The sequence below is a fragment of the Bacillus changyiensis genome (assembly GCF_027706145.1).
Lineage (GTDB): Bacteria > Bacillota > Bacilli > Bacillales > Bacillaceae > Bacillus > Bacillus changyiensis.
Genome location: NZ_JAQFWW010000014.1, coordinates 1 through 16,892, shown reverse-complemented (window position 1 = coordinate 16,892; position 16,892 = coordinate 1). Strand labels below are relative to the sequence as shown.

Sequence of the window (16,892 nt, the reverse complement as noted above, 5' to 3'; positions counted from 1 at the left end):
AACCTTTCGGGAGCAAGCTCCCTATGGTCCGCTCGACTTGCATGTATTAGGCACGCCGCCAGCGTTCGTCCTGAGCCAGGATCAAACTCTCCATAAAATGGAGTGCAGATTAGTTCGTCACTTGTGACGACATCTGCCCTGACTTGCACTAAATGTGCTTTGTATTTCTTGAATTAACAGGTACGTTTTGTCTTGTTTAGTTTTCAAAGAACTTCATTGCCGCTCTTGAAGCGACTAGATTATAATAACACTTATTCAAATATTCGTCAACAACTTTTTTCAAAAAAATAATTCGTCATCAACGACGAATACTAATTTAACATTTTAAAAGATAACTGTCAACAATAAATTATATAATTATAAATTGTTTAATGACAACTAACGCCACTACTCCTGGAACACCTAGTAATCCGCTGACTCCTGTCGTCACTAGATTAATCGGTACATGGATACTTAAACTCTCCCCAAATAAATTTACACAAAACAGACATATTGTCCCGACAATTATTCTAGCAGCAATTGAGCCCAGCCATTTTAACGGTTTAAAAGAAGAACCCGAAAAAAACAACAGGGCAACTAATACCAAAATTGCCCCGATCACCAAAACAGAACCCATAAATTCGCTCACTCCTCATCATTTCTAGTACAAGCATATGATGAGAAACATAAAAATAGACCTGTTAATGCCAGCTACTAATTCTTAGCTTTCTTTTTTTGGCCTCCCGCAAATAAAATAGGTACTTTGCTTCAAGTATTTTCAACTCGTGAAGAACTTCAGGGGAAGGTTCAAAACTATTTTGAATGAGTCGTTTTTGTTTGTGCCACTCTTCCTTTTTTTGTACGAGTTGGTTAAACAGCTTTTCATCAAATTCTTTTCTCAGTTTTTTCTTCCGAAGAAAACCCATGGTAAATGCAATCTCCTTCCTTTACATTTCGCGTCTACCTTCAAGTGCTTTAGAAAGAGTGACTTCGTCCGCATACTCCAAATCTCCACCGACAGGCAGTCCATGGGCAATTCGCGACAGTTTGATACCAGTTGGCTTTAAAAGTCTTGAAATGTACATAGCTGTTGCTTCTCCTTCTATATTGGGGTTTGTTGCGAGAATCACTTCCACCACTTGATCATCCTGCAATCGTTTTAATAGCTCAGATATTTTAATGTCTTCTGGGCCAATGCCATCCATTGGAGAAATCGCACCATGTAAAACATGATACAGCCCTTGATATTCCTTCATTTTCTCCATGGCAATTACGTCTTTCGGATCCTGAACAACACATATGACCGATTGATCTCTTCTCTTATCTTCACATATATAACAAGGATCTTGATCCGTAATATGGCCGCAAATTTTACAGTAAGTCAAATTACGCTTGGCGTTTACCAATGCTTTAGCAAAATCGAGCACAACATCTTCTTTCATACTAAGAACAAAAAAAGCCAGACGGACCGCCGTTTTAGGTCCGATTCCTGGCAATTTCATAAAGCTGTCAATCAGCTTTGATATTGGTTCAGGATACTGCATTTTTATTTTCCTCCTAGAATAAACCCGGCATGTTCATTCCTTTTGTAAATTTCCCCATCGTTTCATTTGTTTCATCATCAACTTGTTTCAAAGCATCATTTGTTGCTGCAAGAACAAGATCTTGAAGCATTTCAACGTCCTCAGGATCGACGACTTCTTCCTTTATGACAACATCAATGACTTCCTTTTGTCCGTTCACTTTTACAGTGACCATTCCGCCGCCAGCTGTACCTTCAAATACTTTTTCTGCAAGTTCCTCCTGTGCCTTTTGCATATCCTTCTGCATCTTTTGCATTTGTTTCATCATTTTTTGCATGTTTCCCATTCCACCGCGCATAATGTAAACCACTCTCTTTCCTATTTAATCTTTAATTTCAATCAATTCCGCTCCAAATAATTTTTTCGCCTCTGCTATCAGCGGATCTTCCTCATCTTTTAATTCCTTTGCTTCTGAATCTTCCTGCTGGTATTCCTGCAAAAATTCTTCTCTTATTTTACCCCATTGGGCTTCAGGAACGCCAACTATATCCCTTCTTCCCCCGAGCATTCCTTCTAAAATATGCTCAAGATTTGTTCTGACACCATTATTGTCTTCAGCAACCATTTTACAATGAATTTCATATTTAAACGCGAGGACAAATGCCCGTGAAGAAGCTGCAACAGGTTCAGTATCGTTTAACAATGCTGCATGTGACACTTTATTTTGTTGTTTAAGCTGAGAAAGCAATCCTCCCCAACAGCCTTTTAACTTTTTTAACTCCGACCTCTCTGCACCTTTTAAAATTTCATGAATCCGGCCTACAGGAGCCTTATATCCACTTTTTGTACTTTTAGGTGAGCGAGATGTTTCTTTTGGCTGGTTTGAGGTTGCGGATATTGACACCCCTGCTGTTTTCAGCTTTTCAATCTCTTGCTCCAACTGGTGAACCTTATTCATGAGCGTGTCTACTTCAGATTGATTAGCTGAATGCGAATCAGTTTTCGCTCCTTGACAAAGCTTCACAACTGCAACTTCAAAAAAGACACGCGGATGATTTGTCCACTTCATTTCCTGATGACTTTTATTTAAAATATCAATCATTTCATAAAGAACAGGTGCGGGAATTTGCTGAGAAAGTTTTTTGAACTCCTCATCTACTTTCACCTTTTCGAGGACACCTTCTAAATCAGGTGCTGTTTGATAAAGAAGCATATCCCTAAAATAAAAAATCATATCTTCGATCAGTTTTGCCGGATCTTTCCCTTGTTGAAACAATTCATTTAGTGTTTCCAAAGCACTTGTTACATTTTGCTCATGAAGTGAAGAGGCCAGTTTACTTATATGTTGTTGAGAGACCGCTCCAGTGATCAGCAACGCATCATCAATCGTGAGCTCGTCACCGCTGAAGGATATTGCCTGATCAAGCAAACTCAACGCATCTCTCATTCCTCCATCTGCAGCCCCGGCAATGATCTCGAGTGCACCTTCTTGTACATGATAACGCTCGGTTTCTACAATTTTCCCCATTCGTCCGACGATCGCCTGTAAAGTGATTCTTTTAAAATCAAAACGTTGACATCTTGAAATAATTGTTAAAGGGATCTTGTGCGGCTCAGTTGTTGCAAGAATAAAAAGACAATGCTCAGGCGGCTCCTCAAGCGTTTTGAGAAGAGCGTTGAACGCACCAATAGAAAGCATATGAACTTCATCTATAATATATACTTTATAATTGACACTAGACGGGGCAAATTTTACTTTATCCCGAATATCACGTATTTCATCTACACCATTATTAGATGCTGCATCAATCTCAATCACATCTGAAATTGTACCGTTTGTAATACCTTTACATGCAGAACACTGGTTACAAGGTTCACTAACTGGAGCATGCTCACAGTTTACAGCCTTGGCAAAAAGCTTTGCTGCGGATGTTTTTCCTGTTCCCCTTGGACCAGAAAACAGATAAGCATGAGAAAATTTCTTTTGTATAAGGGCATTTTGTAACGTTTTCGTGATGTGCTCCTGACCGACTACATCTGCAAATATCTGCGGTCTGAACACTCTATATAAAGCCTGATAACTCACAAACGCGCCCTCCTCTTAATGTCTTCATCCTTATTATACATGAAGCAGCCGGCAATTCCAAAAGCTCTTTCTTAAGAAAAAAACACAAAAAACTCATCTATCCGAAGATAGATGAGTTGTCATTTGATGATTGATTTACCGTGCACCTTCTGTCGATTCGCTACCCTAAGCGTTACTTAAGCAGTTAGCTCAGCTCAGGCAACCCTGCGGCACATGGAAGATTCCACTTAATGCTGCTTCCTTCCGGACCTGACATGGTTCATGGATTTCCATTGCGCAGGACCCAAACGTCAACACCACTTGCATAAGGCAGACCTTAAAGTAAACGAACCTCGAGAAAGGGATTCGGCCTCGCTCGAGCGGATTGCGAGTACAGGGCACCGCTACCTCCCCGCTTAGCACGGCAAAATAAATATCAAATTTTTAGGTGCGCGTCTATTTGTGACACAATCAATATTATAGCTTGTTTCATCCTTAATTGCAAATTTTCGTCATTGGGAATGTTTCCCCTTCGCTTGCTTCTTTTTTGTCCGTAGTTTCCTGAAAAAGTCACTAAGTAGGCGTCCACATTCTTCTTCCATTACTCCACTCACTACTTCAGCTTGATGATTAAAACGTTTCTCCTGAAGAAGATTCATTAAAGTACCAGCACATCCACCTTTTGGGTCTGACGCTCCAAAAACAACTTTCCCTATCCTTGACAGCACAACTGCTCCGGCACACATTGGACAAGGCTCAAGCGTTACATAAAGAACTGCATTCTCAAGGCGCCATGTCCCTAACTTTTTGCATGCTCTGTCGATAACAAGCATTTCCGCATGTGCAATCGACCGTTGGTCTGTTTCCCGCAAATTATGAGCGCGGGCGATTATATCATGATCAAGAACGAGCACAGCACCAATCGGTACCTCCCCTTTTTCTTCCGCTCTTTTTGCTTCTTGAATAGCTTCATTCATATAAATTTCATCTCGTGTCATTCATACGCACACTTTCAATGTTTATTTAAACTGCCCTATGATCTAGATTACTGATCAAGATGGAATTTGGCAAGTTGTTATGACTCCCACTCAACTAAAAAAATAGCGCATGAAACAAAGTTCCCCTTCATATAGTGATAGCAATGAGGAAGGAGGTTATGTTCATGCAAATTTATGTTGTAAAAAGAGGCGATAGTTTATATACAATTGCTAATCGTTATAAAACAACAGTTAATGAAATAATCGAAACCAACGAAATTCCAAATCCAAATCGTCTTGTTGTCGGACAAACCATTGTGATTCCAATTGCCGGACAATTTTACGAGGTAAAACAAGGTGATACTCTGACAACAATCGGTCGCCGTTTTAACATATCTGCTGCTGAACTGGCGAGAATCAATCGAATTCAACAAACCGTTCCTTTACGTGTGGGATTATTATTGTACATCCCCCCACGACCTAAACGAAAAATTGAAACAAATGCTTATCTAGAACCACGGGGAACTAAAATATCTCCCTCTCTTTTAGGAGCAGCGAGAGAGGCAGCCCCATACTTAACCTATCTAGGTTCGTTCAGTTTCCAAGCAAACCGTGACGGTACACTTAAAAATCCGCCACTTAACGGTTTAAAAGAAATCGCCGACAGGCAGCGCGTCACATCAATGATGGTTGTAACGAACCTTGAAAATGAAGCTTTCAGCAGTGAGCTTGGCAGAATAATATTAACAAACGAGAATGTGAAAAACAGACTCCTCAATGAGATTGTTGCTACCGCAAGACGATACGGCTTCAGAGATATTCATTTTGACTTTGAATATTTAAGACCTCAAGATCGAGAGGCATATATTCGGTTTTTGCGTGAAGCAAGAAACCGCATTAAACAGGAAGGATGGTTCATTTCTGCAGCTCTTGCTCCTAAAACGAGAGCGGACCAACCGGGACAATGGTATGAGGCTCACGATTATCGGGCAATTGGCCAAATCGTCGATTTTGTTGTCTTAATGACATATGAATGGGGCTACAGTGGGGGACCGCCATTAGCTGTATCGCCGATTGGCCCAGTGCGAGAAGTAGTCGAGTATGCACTCACCGAAATGCCGGCAAATAAAATCATGTTGGGACAAAATTTATATGGTTATGATTGGACACTTCCATATACTCCAGGTGGAGAATACGCCAAAGCCGTTAGCCCTCAGCAGGCTATTGTCATCGCAAGTGAAAATAATGTCGCCATATCTTATGATGAAAAAGCCCAGGCACCATTCTTCCGCTATACAGACAAAGCCGGTAAACGACATGAGGTTTGGTTTGAGGATGCACGATCTATTCAGGCAAAATTCAATCTGATTAAAGAATTAAACTTGAGAGGAATCAGTTATTGGAAGCTTGGCTTATCATTCCCACAAAACTGGCTCTTAATTGCCGATCAATTTAATGTTGAGAAAAAAACGTTTCCAAGTTAATGGAGCGTTTTTTTCATAGCAATGGAAGGGGATATGATAAAATAAAATGATCAAGAATAAAATTGGAGGACAACTATGCATACAACCCCTTTCATCGCTGTTGAAGGACCAATCGGGGCGGGGAAAACAACATTAGCCTCCATGCTTTCAGAGCGACTCCATCTTTCTTTAGTCAAGGAAATTGTTGAAGAGAACCCTTTTCTAGATAAATTTTATGAAAATCAACATGAATGGAGCTTCCAACTGGAAATGTTTTTCCTCTGCAACCGTTATAAACAGCTTGAAGATTTAGAAAATAAATTTTTATATATGAATACCCCCGTAATTTCAGATTATCATATTTATAAAAATCTTATTTTTGCCGAACAAACATTAGCAGGCAGAAAACTTGAGAAATATAGAAAAATTTATACATTACTGACGGAGGACTTGCCTCTTCCAAATCTTATAATCTATATTCAGGCCAGCCTTCCCACATTATTAAAGCGGATCAAAAAGCGTGGTCGGCCGTTTGAACAGCAAATGGATAAGCAGTATTTAGAACAGTTAATTGCAAATTACCATACAGCTATTCAACAAATAAAAGTGAAAGACCCATTATTACCAATTATCGAAATAGACGGAGATCAGGACGATTTCGTCATGTCTGAAGCCATTTTCAATAGAATTGTCGATCAAGTAAAGGAGTATATACGATGACTGAACATGCTATTCCCAAAGATGCCATTATTACTGTTGCAGGTACGGTAGGAGTTGGGAAATCCACATTAACAAAAGAACTTGCAAAAAAACTCGATTTTAAAACTTCCCTTGAGAAAGTTGTCAACAATCCCTATTTAGACGCTTTTTACAAAGACTTCAAACGCTGGAGTTTTCATTTACAAATATTCTTTTTGGCAGAACGTTTTAAAGAACAGAAATATATATATGAATCTGGCGGAGGATTTGTACAAGATCGATCGATTTATGAAGATACAGGTATCTTTGCCCAAATGCATGCAGAAAAAGGAACCATGTCAAAAGTCGACTATAAAACCTATACAAGTCTTTTTGAAGCAATGGTCATGACACCATACTTCCCGCATCCTGATGTTTTGATTTACTTAGAAGGAGATTTGGATGCCATCTTAGCACGCATCCAACAACGTGGACGAGAAATGGAACTGCAAACAGATCAGTCTTATTGGGAGGAAATGTATGAAAGATATCAAAATTGGATCAGCGGTTTTAATGCCTGTCCAGTCGTAAGGATCAACATAGAAGAATATGACTTGTTCGACAATCCGTCTTCCCTCGACTCTATCATTGCGAAAATAAGCCAAACGATTGAAAGATCATCATAAAAAAATGCGCGGAACTCGCGCTTTTTTCTTGACATATAAAAAAACCGTCGCCATAATAAGGCAACGGGTTACAATCTCCAATTTATGCTTTTTCATTCATTTCAATGTAAATCAATAATGGCGGAGGAAGAGGGATTCGAACCCCCGCGGGCTTTGACACCCCTGTCGGTTTTCAAGACCGATCCCTTCAGCCGGACTTGGGTATTCCTCCGTATCGACAAGATTTAATATAACATGTCCTATCTATTTAAGTCAAGAGAAATTTCAAACTAAAATGATTTAATTGATGTTATTATTATATGCAAGAACCGATGAATATGCAAAGGTGGAGACGATGTGGAAAAAATTTATTAAAAATCTTTCAAATGAATATACTTTTAATCAACCAGTGAAGTCATCCCATAAAAGAAAAGTTTCATATAGAACTTTCACATGAGCATCAAGATGACAGCCGTACATGGGTTGCTCATGTGAAACAATTCATAAGTGGATGGATGACAGGAAAGATTTCTGTATAATGAACTTCTCTTTAATTCACTGTAAAACTTAGAAAGTATGCTATTTCAAAGGAGCAAGAACCATGAAAATCGTAATCGCATCTGATTCATTTAAAGAAAGCATGACATCTGTAGAGGTAGCAGATAGCATTGAAAAAGGGTTTAAAACTGTGCTTCCTCATGCAGAATATCTTAAAATTCCTGTTGCGGATGGTGGAGAGGGAACCGTTCATGCTTTAGTTAACGCCACAAATGGAAGATTGATTCAGAAAACAGTCACAGGACCATTGGGGTCTTCTATCCAAGCAACTTACGGGCTGCTTGGGGACGGAAAAACGGCGGTCATTGAAATGGCAGAAGCTTCAGGCTTGCATCTCATTCCTACCAGAAAGCGCAACCCACTCATTACGACAACAAGAGGGATAGGAGAACTGATTATTGATGCTGTTGAAAATGGCGTATCTAAAATCATCATTGGCCTTGGAGGAAGCGCTACGAATGATGGGGGAGCTGGCATGGCTAGTGCACTTGGCGTTAAATTTCTCGACTATGACGGGCACGAAATTTCAGATGGCGGCGGTGCCCTGGCGCAGATCGCCAAAATTGATATCAGTACCATGCATCCAAGATTAAGAGATATTACATTTGAAGTTGCCTGTGACGTCGATAACCCTCTAACCGGATCGTATGGTGCCTCGGTCATATTCGGACCGCAAAAAGGTGCAACAGATGAGATGATCACTGTATTGGATCAAAACTTAAAGCATTATAGTAATGTCATCAAACGGGAATTAAAATGTGAAGTTCAATTCCTTCCTGGTGCAGGGGCTGCTGGGGGTTTGGGCGCAGGGCTATTTGCCTTTTTAAAAGCGGAATTAAAATGTGGTGTTGAGATTGTACTAGATTCGCTAGCTTTTTCTGAACAGATCAAAGGGGCCGACCTTGTGATTACTGGAGAAGGAAGGATAGACAGGCAAACGATCCACGGAAAAACACCGATTGGAATTGCAAAACGCGCTCATCAGGTAGGTGTACCTGTCATTGCGATCGCAGGTTCTTTAGGAGTTGGGCACAAATTCGTATATGAACATGGAATCTCAGCTTTATTTTCCATTGTACCTGGGGTCACTTCTTTAGAAGATTCACTAACCAATGGCAAACTATATTTAGAGCAGTGTGCCCGAAATATTGCCTCTGTATATGCTCTTAAATAAATCTCGCCCTTTTAGCGTTTTATTGCACTCAGACTGCCGAGATCTTCTCGACAGTCTGAGTGCGCCTTTTTAAGGTTTAATGACTTCTCTATTTCCCATATAGGGTTGGAGAACTTTCGGAATCATGACACTGCCGTCTTCCTGCTGATAATTTTCTAATATTGCAGCAACTGTTCTACCAACTGCCAATCCGGAACCATTCAGGGTATGAACATGTTCTGGTTTGCCTTTTGCTTCTCTTCTAAATCTAATATTGGCACGTCTTGCCTGAAAAGCTTCAAAGTTACTGCATGAAGAGATTTCACGATATGTGTGTTGGCTTGGGATCCAAACTTCGATATCGTATTTTTTGGCCGCTGTAAAGCCAAGGTCACCCGTACACATGCTCAAGACTCGATAAGGAAGTTCTAAAAGTTGAAGCACCCTTTCGGCCTGATTCGTTAGTTTTTCAAGTTCTTCATATGAGTCTTCCGGTTTTACAAACTTAACAAGCTCAACTTTATTAAATTGATGTTGACGAATCAATCCCCTTGTATCACGTCCCGCTGAACCGGCTTCTGAACGAAAACAAGCACTAAATGCGGCATAATTAATCGGGAGCGTGTCAGCAGCTAAAATTTCATCACGATGCAAGTTTGTAACTGGTACTTCTGCCGTCGGAATCAGAAAATAGTCAGCTTCCCTAATTTTAAAGGCGTCCTCCTCAAACTTAGGAAGCTGCCCTGTTCCTGTCATGCTCGTCCGATTGACCATATAAGGCGGAAGTATTTCTGTATAGCCGTATTCATCTACATGCAAATCAAGCATAAAATTGAATAATGCGCGCTCAAGCCGCGCACCTAGTCCTTTATAAAAAACAAAGCGGCTACCTGTTACTTTTCCAGCTCGTTCAAAATCAAGAATGTCCAGCTCATCAGCAATGTCCCAATGAGGTTTTGCTTCAAATGAAAACTCCGGAAGTTTGCCCCATTTGCGGACCTCAACATTGTCGTCTTCAGTCTCTCCGACCGGAACAGACTCGTGTGGAATGTTCGGAATTGAGAGCATGATCTTGTCTAAAGAAGATTCTACCGTTCTCAAGCTTTCATCAAGCTGTTTAATTTGTTCGCCAACCTCGCGCATTTCTTTAATCAAATGGTCAGCTTCTTTTTTCTCGCGCTTTAAAGCTGCCACCTGTTGAGACACCTCATTACGCTTGCTTTTCAGTTCTTCAACTTCGACAATCAGTTCTCTTCTTTTCGCATCCAGTTCTTCAAATTGATCAAAATCTGTTAGGTCTTCTCCTCTGTGTGTTAGCTTTTCTTTAATCTCTTGTAAATTAGCCCGTAACAGTTTGATGTCAAGCATCAGCTTCACTCCTTTTTATTTGACCGAAAAAAAAACTCCCGTCCCCCAAAGTAAAGGGACGAGAGCTCTCGCGTTGCCACCCTGATTGAAAACAAGACAAACCCGTCTTGTATTTCCGCTCGCTTTGATAACGGGATTACCGTAAATGCCTACTTTATTTGTTCAGCATTTCGCTCAAGGATGGATTCAGACAGCATCTTTCACCGATTCACACCAACCATCGGCTCTCTTAGAAAGAGAGGCTTCTTACTGCTTCCTGTCAACGCTTTTCGATCTATGATTATTTTATAAATGTACTACAAGTTTTCTCAGCTTTCAACTGTTTTATACGTTGACTTCTTTCTTATACTTTTCCACCATATCAATAAATAGTTTCGTTATTCTGTGATCATCCGTCAGTTCAGGATGAAAAGAACATCCAAGAAGATTTCCTTGTTTTGCAGCAACAATTTTCCCATTATGCTCTGAAAGCACATCTACATTCTTGCCTACTTCCAGAATGTGAGGAGCTCGGATAAACACCCCTGTAAACGGTTCTTCCAATCCTTTAACAGCTAGGTCAGCTTCAAAGCTTTCCCTTTGCCTTCCAAAGGAATTTCGCTCTACTGTTACATCTAAAACTCCAAGATGACTGTCGGGAGAACCAACAACTTTTTTCGCCAACATGATCAAGCCTGCACAAGTTCCGAATAGCGGTTTACCAGATGCTACAAAATCACGAAGCGGCTTCATAAACTGATATGTATCAATCAGCCGTCTCATTGTCGTACTTTCACCGCCCGGTAAAATCAGACCGTCAATTTCATTAAGCTCCTCAGGCCATTTAATGACTTTTGCGGTCGCTCCGCATGCTTCAATTGAGCGAATATGTTCTCTTATAGCTCCTTGAAGTCCTAGCACACCAATTGTCAGCATGTCTTTTTGTCTCCTTGTATGTTTTACCAGCCGCGTTCTTGCATACGCTGTTCTGGCAGCAGATTAGAAATTTCAATACCTTTCATTGCAGTTCCTAGCTCTTTTGAAAGCTCAGCAATCAGCTTATAATCCGTATAATGAGTCGTTGCTTCAACAATTGCTTTCGCAAATTTTGCTGGATTATCAGATTTGAAAATACCAGATCCGACGAAAACACCGTCAGCACCAAGCTCCATCATTAAAGCAGCATCCGCAGGTGTCGCTACACCACCAGCGGCAAAATTCACAACCGGCAGGCGACCTTCTGCTTTAATTTGTTGTAATAATTCATAAGGGGCGCCAAGGTTTTTCGCCTCAGTCATAAGCTCATCATCACTCATACTGACAACTTTGCGCACTTGAGCATTCACCTTTCTCATGTGTCGAACCGCTTCAACGATATTGCCCGTTCCCGGCTCTCCCTTCGTCCGAAGCATTGATGCACCTTCTGCAATCCTACGTGTAGCTTCCCCAAGATCACGGCAACCACACACAAATGGAACAGTGTATTCCTTTTTATGTAAGTGAAATTCTTCATCTGCAGGAGTTAAAACTTCACTTTCATCAATATAGTCAACGCCAAGCGCTTCAAGAACACGCGCTTCAACGATATGTCCGATTCGTGCTTTTGCCATGACCGGAATAGAAACGGCATTCATGACTTCCTCGACAATTGTTGGATCGGCCATGCGAGCGACCCCGCCAGCTGCACGGATATCAGCTGGAACACGCTCCAGCGCCATAACAGCAACAGCACCAGCTTCTTCTGCAATTTTTGCTTGTTCAGCATTGACAACGTCCATAATGACGCCGCCTTTCTGCATTTCTGCCATACCGCGTTTTACTCGATCAGTTCCTGTTTGAGCCATTTCAAAGATCCTCCTCATCATAAATAGAATGTTCAGATTTAATCTTATTGTATCCTATAATTCAACAAAATCATATGAAAAAACACGAAGATTACTTAGATTTTAGAGCAAATCGTTAGGAGATAACAAAGAAGAGCCCTAATCAAGTAGGAGCTCTTCTTCATTAAAACCAACCTGTCACAATGTCAACAATGCTGTTCCAAAGGTTAGCAAAAAAGCTACCAATGCTCCGCATTGTTAAAACAAACCAGTTTGCTTCCTCAACTTCTTCTTTTGCCACTAGGTTTACATCTGATACATTATTTTCGAGGAAACCGTAATCCTTTTCTTCCCCTTTATAAGATACAGACAAGCGACCGACTTTTTCACCTTTTTTTACTGGTGCCGTCAATTCTTTATGATCTAGTATAGCTTTTGCTTTATAGTGCTTCTCTTCACCATTTTTAACAGGAATGTTTAAAGCTTTATCCGTGACAATGGTTACTTCTTGCTCTTTACCTTTATCGACTTCGACCGTTTTATTCCCTTTAATTGTTTCATTTTTATCATAAAGTTGTTTCATTGAGAAATGGTTAAAGGCATAATCCAACATTTTTTTTGTTTCTTTAAAACGTCCTGTATGCAAATCACCTTTTGCATCTAGGACAACAGAAATGACACGCATTCCATTTCTTTCAGCAGTAGCGGTGAAACATGATCCAGCTGAATCAGTCGATCCTGTTTTCAGTCCATCTACACCTTTGTATTCCTGAACAAGACCTTTGAGCATGAAGTTCCAGTTTGGCATATCCATTTCATCGTCTGTGCCTTTTCTGAACTTCATTTTGGAAATGCTTGCCGTATCCAAAATCTCAGGATATTTTTTTACTAAACGATCAGCAAGCAGCGCCATGTCTCTTGCAGATACTTTATTCTCATCATTAGGGTTTGTCCCACTTGGATGCTTCCCATGAAGTTCTTTATTTTCCAAACCTGTAGCATTTACAAATTTGTAATTTTTCATACCCAATTCTTTCGCTTTTTTATTCATTGATTCGACAAACTTTGATTCAGAACCGGCAATGATTTCTGACAGGGCTATTGCGGCTGCATTAGCAGAGTATATAGCAGTTGCCTCATAAAGCTCTTTGACAGTGTATGAGCCATCTTTACGCAAGGGAACATTGGATAGAGACTTATCCTGAGAAATTTCATAGACATAATCATCTGGCGTATATTTTTGATCCCATTTAACTTTACCTTCTTTAATTGCTTCTAAAAGAAGGTACTCCGTCATCATTTTTGCCATGCTGGCAATTGGAAGCCGCTTATCAGCATTTTTACTGTATAATATTTTGCCTGAGGATGCCTCTACAATAATCGCCGCTTTTGCATCTACATGAATTGGATCATTCGCAGCTTCTGCTTTTGATGTTGGAGAAAATGCTCCTATTGTCACGGCAAAAGCAACAAACACCATGACCAACTGTTTAATTTTCTTGCTTTTCAAAACTGATACCTCCGCTTTTCATTAGATTAAAATTTATATCAAAGCCATTAAAGACATTTTTTGAACACAGCATTTAAATTTTATCATAATGAAGCAAAAAAAAATAGACAGAGGCTACCCTCTGTCCAAAGTTTAATATTTGTCATAATTACATTAAGAAATCGTATAATTCGGCGACTCTTTCGTAATTTGTACGTCATGAGGATGGCTTTCTCGCAATCCCGCACCTGTCATACGAATGAACTGTGATTCTTCCCTTAAAGATTTCAAATCTTTAGCACCGCAATAACCCATTCCTGCCCTTAAACCTCCGACAAGCTGGTAAATGGAATCAGCAACAGGTCCTTTGTAAGGTGTCCGGCCTTCAATACCTTCAGGGACGAATTTCTTGTTTTCTTCTTGGAAATAGCGATCCTTGCTACCTTTTTCCATTGCAGCGACAGACCCCATACCACGGTACACTTTAAACCGTCTACCTTGGTAAATTTCCGTCTCTCCTGGACTTTCAGATGTACCGGCAAGAAGGCTTCCAAGCATAACAGCATGTCCACCAGTTGCCAAGGCTTTTACAATGTCACCAGAAAACTTGATTCCTCCATCAGCAATAATTGTTTTACCATGCTTTCTCGCTTCTGTAGCACAGTCATATATTGCCGTAATTTGCGGAACCCCAACACCAGCGACAACCCGAGTCGTGCAAATGGATCCTGGCCCAATGCCTACTTTTACAACATCAGCGCCAGCTTCAATTAGCGCTTTTGTTGCTTCAGCAGTTGCCACGTTTCCTGCGATGATATTTAAATCAGGATAAGTGTCACGAATATTTTTGACTGTCTCAATTACGCCTTTTGAGTGGCCATGTGCTGTATCAACGACAATAACATCGACATTAGCTTCAACTAGCTTGTTAACACGTGTCATTGAATCGCCTGTGATTCCGACCGCAGCACCGACCAATAAACGTCCGTGAACATCTTTTGCTGAATTTGGAAACTCAATGACCTTTTCAATATCTTTAATTGTGATAAGGCCTTTTAAAACACCTTGATCATCTAAAAGAGGGAGTTTTTCAATTTTATATTTCTGAAGAATTTTTTCCGCTTCATCTAAAGTTGTGCCGACAGAAGCCGTGACAAGTTCTTCTTTTGTCATGACATCACTAATTTTCATTGAATAATCAGCGATAAATCGCAGATCACGATTCGTAATAATTCCAACCAACTTTTGGTCTTCTTCATTATCGACAATTGGAACACCTGAGATTTTGTATTTACCCATTAAGTGCTCTGCATCAAAAACCTGATGTTCTGGTGTTAAAAAAAACGGATTCGTTATTACACCGCGCTCTGAGCGTTTCACTTTATCAACTTGTTCAGCTTGCTGTTCGATAGACATGTTTTTATGGATCACACCCATTCCACCTTGTCTAGCTATAGCAATCGCCATTTCGGACTCTGTAACTGTATCCATACCTGCACTGATGATTGGAACGTTTAGCTTAATAGATGATGTAAGCTGCACGGATAAATCAACATCACGCGGAAGAACCTCTGATTTAGCCGGTATAAGTAAAACATCATCAAATGTTAAGCCTTCTTTCGAAAATTTACTTTCCCACATAGTAAATCCCCCTCTTTTCGGCAAAATATTATATGTAGATTATCAACTTGAATACCAACTGTCAAGAAAGTGAAAAACAGTTGTAATATTCCGAAAATAAAATAAGAGGGAAGTGGAGTTTATGAAAAGTAAGGGATGGACGGAATTAAGGCTTTTTTATTCCCTTGAAACTGTCCAATATTTTCTTGAAATGGTATACAAAAAAAACAATATTGAAGATCCTAAAAAGAATTCATTTAAAAACGGGGAACGGTTTATTTTCTTTCTCAAACATGCGGAAGCTTTTTATAAACAATCGATTACTTCTCCAATTGAGATAAAACCAATTTTGCTATTTTACGGCATGGCACAGCTTTTGAAGGCTTGCTTATTAACATCAGATCCTTCTTATCCAAGCCATACCTCAGTACTAGCACACGGTGTAACGACTAGGAAACGAAAAAAACAAAATTACTGTTTTTACGATGATGAAGTGAAAATTCAAAGAAATGGATTATGTATGCATGTGACTCAATCGCTTTTTCAAATAGAAGGATTGAATGATGAACGCTTCAGTATGAAACAGCTTTTAGGTAGAATTCCTGAAATGAATAAAGTCTTATTATTCCAAAGAAGGAATAACCCCCTGGTAGAAGCAGTCATCCATAACGATTACATCTGTTTACCAAAACATATCGCTGAACTATACAATATGTCTGCAAAACGGTTTATCGAGTATATCGAATACCATCTAAACTGGAAATTCTGCCGAGAAGAAGACGGTTTCTTTGCATTTGACTCAGATAAAAAAGAGCATCTACCTAGTACTTCGACAAATTTACTTTTTGATTTAGAGAGAGAAATGCGCTTTTTTCCGGCAGAGCGTGACTGTTTTTTTAAAATCCCTGAAATTCTTGCTCACTTTTTAATCTCTTATAATTTAAGCATGATTGCCAGATATGAAACTGAATGGTGGTATGATCTACTGCTACAATGTTCTAGTGACGACTATGTCATCATTCAGCATTTTTTATCTATAGCAGAAGAGAAATTCCCATACTATATCGCCAAACTGCTATCACAAATGAATAACTAAAAAGCCCAGCTTAAATAAGCTGGGCTTGATACCATAAGTTGCTTGGCGGCGTCCTACTCTCACAGGGGGAAACCCCCAACTACCATCGGCGCTGAAGAGCTTAACTTCCGTGTTCGGTATGGGAACGGGTGTGACCTCTTCGCTATCGCCACCAAACTATGCCTACAGGACGTAGGTACTGGGCGTTCCTCACAGGACGTGAGGGCCTTTAGCCGAGTTTTTTTTCGGCTTCACTAAGGAGTTTTTCAAACCCTTAGCCGAGTATCCTTGCCTTTGGCTTCTTGAGAAGTATTCTCTCAAAACTAGATAACGTGTTGTAAACTACACATTTTAATTTTTAGGTTAAGTCCTCGATCGATTAGTATCTGTCAGCTCCATGTGTCACCACACTTCCACCTCAGACCTATCAACCTGATCATCTTTCAGGGATCTTACTTCCTTGCGGAATGGGAAATC

The 16,892-nt window shown here is 40.1% G+C and carries 16 protein-coding genes, 1 tRNA gene, 3 rRNA genes, 1 other RNA gene and 1 other annotated feature; of the genes, 5 read left to right on the top strand and 16 right to left on the bottom strand.

Going from position 1 to position 16,892, the window contains the following annotated elements; all coding sequences use genetic code 11:
- From PDT38_RS19130 to tadA, 8 genes are all read right to left on the bottom strand, one after another.
- Nucleotides 1-97: ribosomal RNA gene (locus tag PDT38_RS19130) — 16S ribosomal RNA — on the bottom strand; the annotation flags it as partial.
- 252 nt (nucleotides 98-349) lie between these two features.
- Complete coding sequence (locus PDT38_RS19125; protein WP_270803650.1) at nucleotides 350-616, bottom strand: pro-sigmaK processing inhibitor BofA family protein; 267 nt, start codon at nucleotides 614-616, stop codon at nucleotides 350-352.
- A gap of 64 nt (nucleotides 617-680) precedes the next feature.
- On the bottom strand, nucleotides 681-905 hold the full coding sequence (locus tag PDT38_RS19120; protein WP_270803649.1) for a YaaL family protein: 225 nt from the start codon (nucleotides 903-905) through the stop codon (nucleotides 681-683).
- Nucleotides 906-926: 21 nt separating this feature from the next.
- Nucleotides 927-1,523 (bottom strand): recombination protein RecR, encoded by a 597-nt coding sequence (gene recR / locus PDT38_RS19115; protein WP_172299177.1) that lies wholly within the window; start codon nucleotides 1,521-1,523, stop codon nucleotides 927-929.
- 13 nt (nucleotides 1,524-1,536) lie between these two features.
- The gene (locus PDT38_RS19110) at nucleotides 1,537-1,860 is read right to left on the bottom strand and encodes a YbaB/EbfC family nucleoid-associated protein (RefSeq protein WP_270803648.1); all 324 of its coding nucleotides are present in this window, start codon (nucleotides 1,858-1,860) and stop codon (nucleotides 1,537-1,539) included.
- Nucleotides 1,861-1,884: 24 nt separating this feature from the next.
- A complete protein-coding gene (gene dnaX / locus PDT38_RS19105; protein ID WP_270803647.1) occupies nucleotides 1,885-3,588 on the bottom strand; it encodes a DNA polymerase III subunit gamma/tau in 1,704 nt (567 codons plus the stop codon).
- 138 nt (nucleotides 3,589-3,726) lie between these two features.
- Nucleotides 3,727-3,992: signal recognition particle sRNA large type (gene ffs / locus PDT38_RS19100), an RNA gene on the bottom strand.
- 87 nt (nucleotides 3,993-4,079) lie between these two features.
- Nucleotides 4,080-4,565, bottom strand: a complete 486-nt coding sequence (tadA, locus tag PDT38_RS19095; protein WP_270803646.1) for a tRNA adenosine(34) deaminase TadA — start codon at nucleotides 4,563-4,565, stop codon at nucleotides 4,080-4,082.
- A 158-nt stretch (nucleotides 4,566-4,723) separates the two neighbouring features.
- On the opposite strand from tadA, the gene PDT38_RS19090 reads away from it, so the two are divergent.
- The 3 genes from PDT38_RS19090 (at nucleotide 4,724) to PDT38_RS19080 (ending at nucleotide 7,371) form a co-directional block, all read left to right on the top strand.
- On the top strand, nucleotides 4,724-6,028 hold the full coding sequence (locus PDT38_RS19090; protein WP_270803645.1) for a glycoside hydrolase family 18 protein: 1,305 nt from the start codon (nucleotides 4,724-4,726) through the stop codon (nucleotides 6,026-6,028).
- A gap of 75 nt (nucleotides 6,029-6,103) precedes the next feature.
- Nucleotides 6,104-6,727 carry a deoxynucleoside kinase gene (locus PDT38_RS19085; protein ID WP_270803644.1) on the top strand — a complete coding sequence of 208 codons (624 nt, stop codon included), beginning with the start codon at nucleotides 6,104-6,106 and terminating at the stop codon, nucleotides 6,725-6,727.
- The gene (locus tag PDT38_RS19080; RefSeq protein ID WP_270803643.1) at nucleotides 6,724-7,371 is read left to right on the top strand and encodes a deoxynucleoside kinase; all 648 of its coding nucleotides are present in this window, start codon (nucleotides 6,724-6,726) and stop codon (nucleotides 7,369-7,371) included. The genes PDT38_RS19085 and PDT38_RS19080 overlap by 4 nt, the downstream gene beginning before the upstream one ends.
- Nucleotides 7,372-7,489: 118 nt before the next feature.
- Here the strand turns inward: PDT38_RS19080 and PDT38_RS19075 are convergent.
- Nucleotides 7,490-7,582 (bottom strand) — tRNA-Ser (locus tag PDT38_RS19075).
- A gap of 369 nt (nucleotides 7,583-7,951) precedes the next feature.
- On the opposite strand from PDT38_RS19075, the gene PDT38_RS19070 reads away from it, so the two are divergent.
- On the top strand, nucleotides 7,952-9,082 hold the full coding sequence (locus PDT38_RS19070; protein ID WP_270803642.1) for a glycerate kinase: 1,131 nt from the start codon (nucleotides 7,952-7,954) through the stop codon (nucleotides 9,080-9,082).
- A 69-nt stretch (nucleotides 9,083-9,151) separates the two neighbouring features.
- On the opposite strand, the gene serS is transcribed toward PDT38_RS19070, so the two are convergent.
- The 5 genes from serS to guaB form a co-directional block, all read right to left on the bottom strand.
- Entirely contained in the window at nucleotides 9,152-10,429 is a 1,278-nt protein-coding gene (serS, locus tag PDT38_RS19065) for a serine--tRNA ligase (RefSeq protein ID WP_270803641.1), read from the bottom strand.
- A gap of 51 nt (nucleotides 10,430-10,480) precedes the next feature.
- Nucleotides 10,481-10,701 (bottom strand) — a binding site (T-box leader).
- 52 nt (nucleotides 10,702-10,753) lie between these two features.
- A complete protein-coding gene (gene pdxT, locus PDT38_RS19060) occupies nucleotides 10,754-11,344 on the bottom strand; it encodes a pyridoxal 5'-phosphate synthase glutaminase subunit PdxT (RefSeq protein WP_270803640.1) in 591 nt (196 codons plus the stop codon).
- 23 nt (nucleotides 11,345-11,367) lie between these two features.
- On the bottom strand, nucleotides 11,368-12,252 hold the full coding sequence (gene pdxS, locus PDT38_RS19055) for a pyridoxal 5'-phosphate synthase lyase subunit PdxS (protein WP_172299153.1): 885 nt from the start codon (nucleotides 12,250-12,252) through the stop codon (nucleotides 11,368-11,370).
- Between the two features lie 163 nt (nucleotides 12,253-12,415).
- Complete coding sequence (locus PDT38_RS19050; RefSeq protein ID WP_270803639.1) at nucleotides 12,416-13,741, bottom strand: D-alanyl-D-alanine carboxypeptidase family protein; 1,326 nt, start codon at nucleotides 13,739-13,741, stop codon at nucleotides 12,416-12,418.
- 153 nt (nucleotides 13,742-13,894) lie between these two features.
- Nucleotides 13,895-15,361, bottom strand: coding sequence for an IMP dehydrogenase (guaB, locus tag PDT38_RS19045; RefSeq protein WP_270803638.1), 1,467 nt, complete (start codon nucleotides 15,359-15,361; stop codon nucleotides 13,895-13,897).
- A 121-nt stretch (nucleotides 15,362-15,482) separates the two neighbouring features.
- Between guaB and PDT38_RS19040 the strand changes: the two genes are divergently transcribed.
- Nucleotides 15,483-16,436: a YaaC family protein gene (locus tag PDT38_RS19040; protein ID WP_270803637.1), complete on the top strand. Its 954-nt coding sequence runs from the start codon at nucleotides 15,483-15,485 to the stop codon at nucleotides 16,434-16,436.
- Between the two features lie 40 nt (nucleotides 16,437-16,476).
- Here the strand turns inward: PDT38_RS19040 and rrf are convergent.
- Nucleotides 16,477-16,592 (bottom strand): 5S ribosomal RNA (gene rrf / locus PDT38_RS19035).
- Nucleotides 16,593-16,774: 182 nt separating this feature from the next.
- Nucleotides 16,775-16,892, bottom strand: a 23S ribosomal RNA gene (locus PDT38_RS19030); the annotation flags it as partial.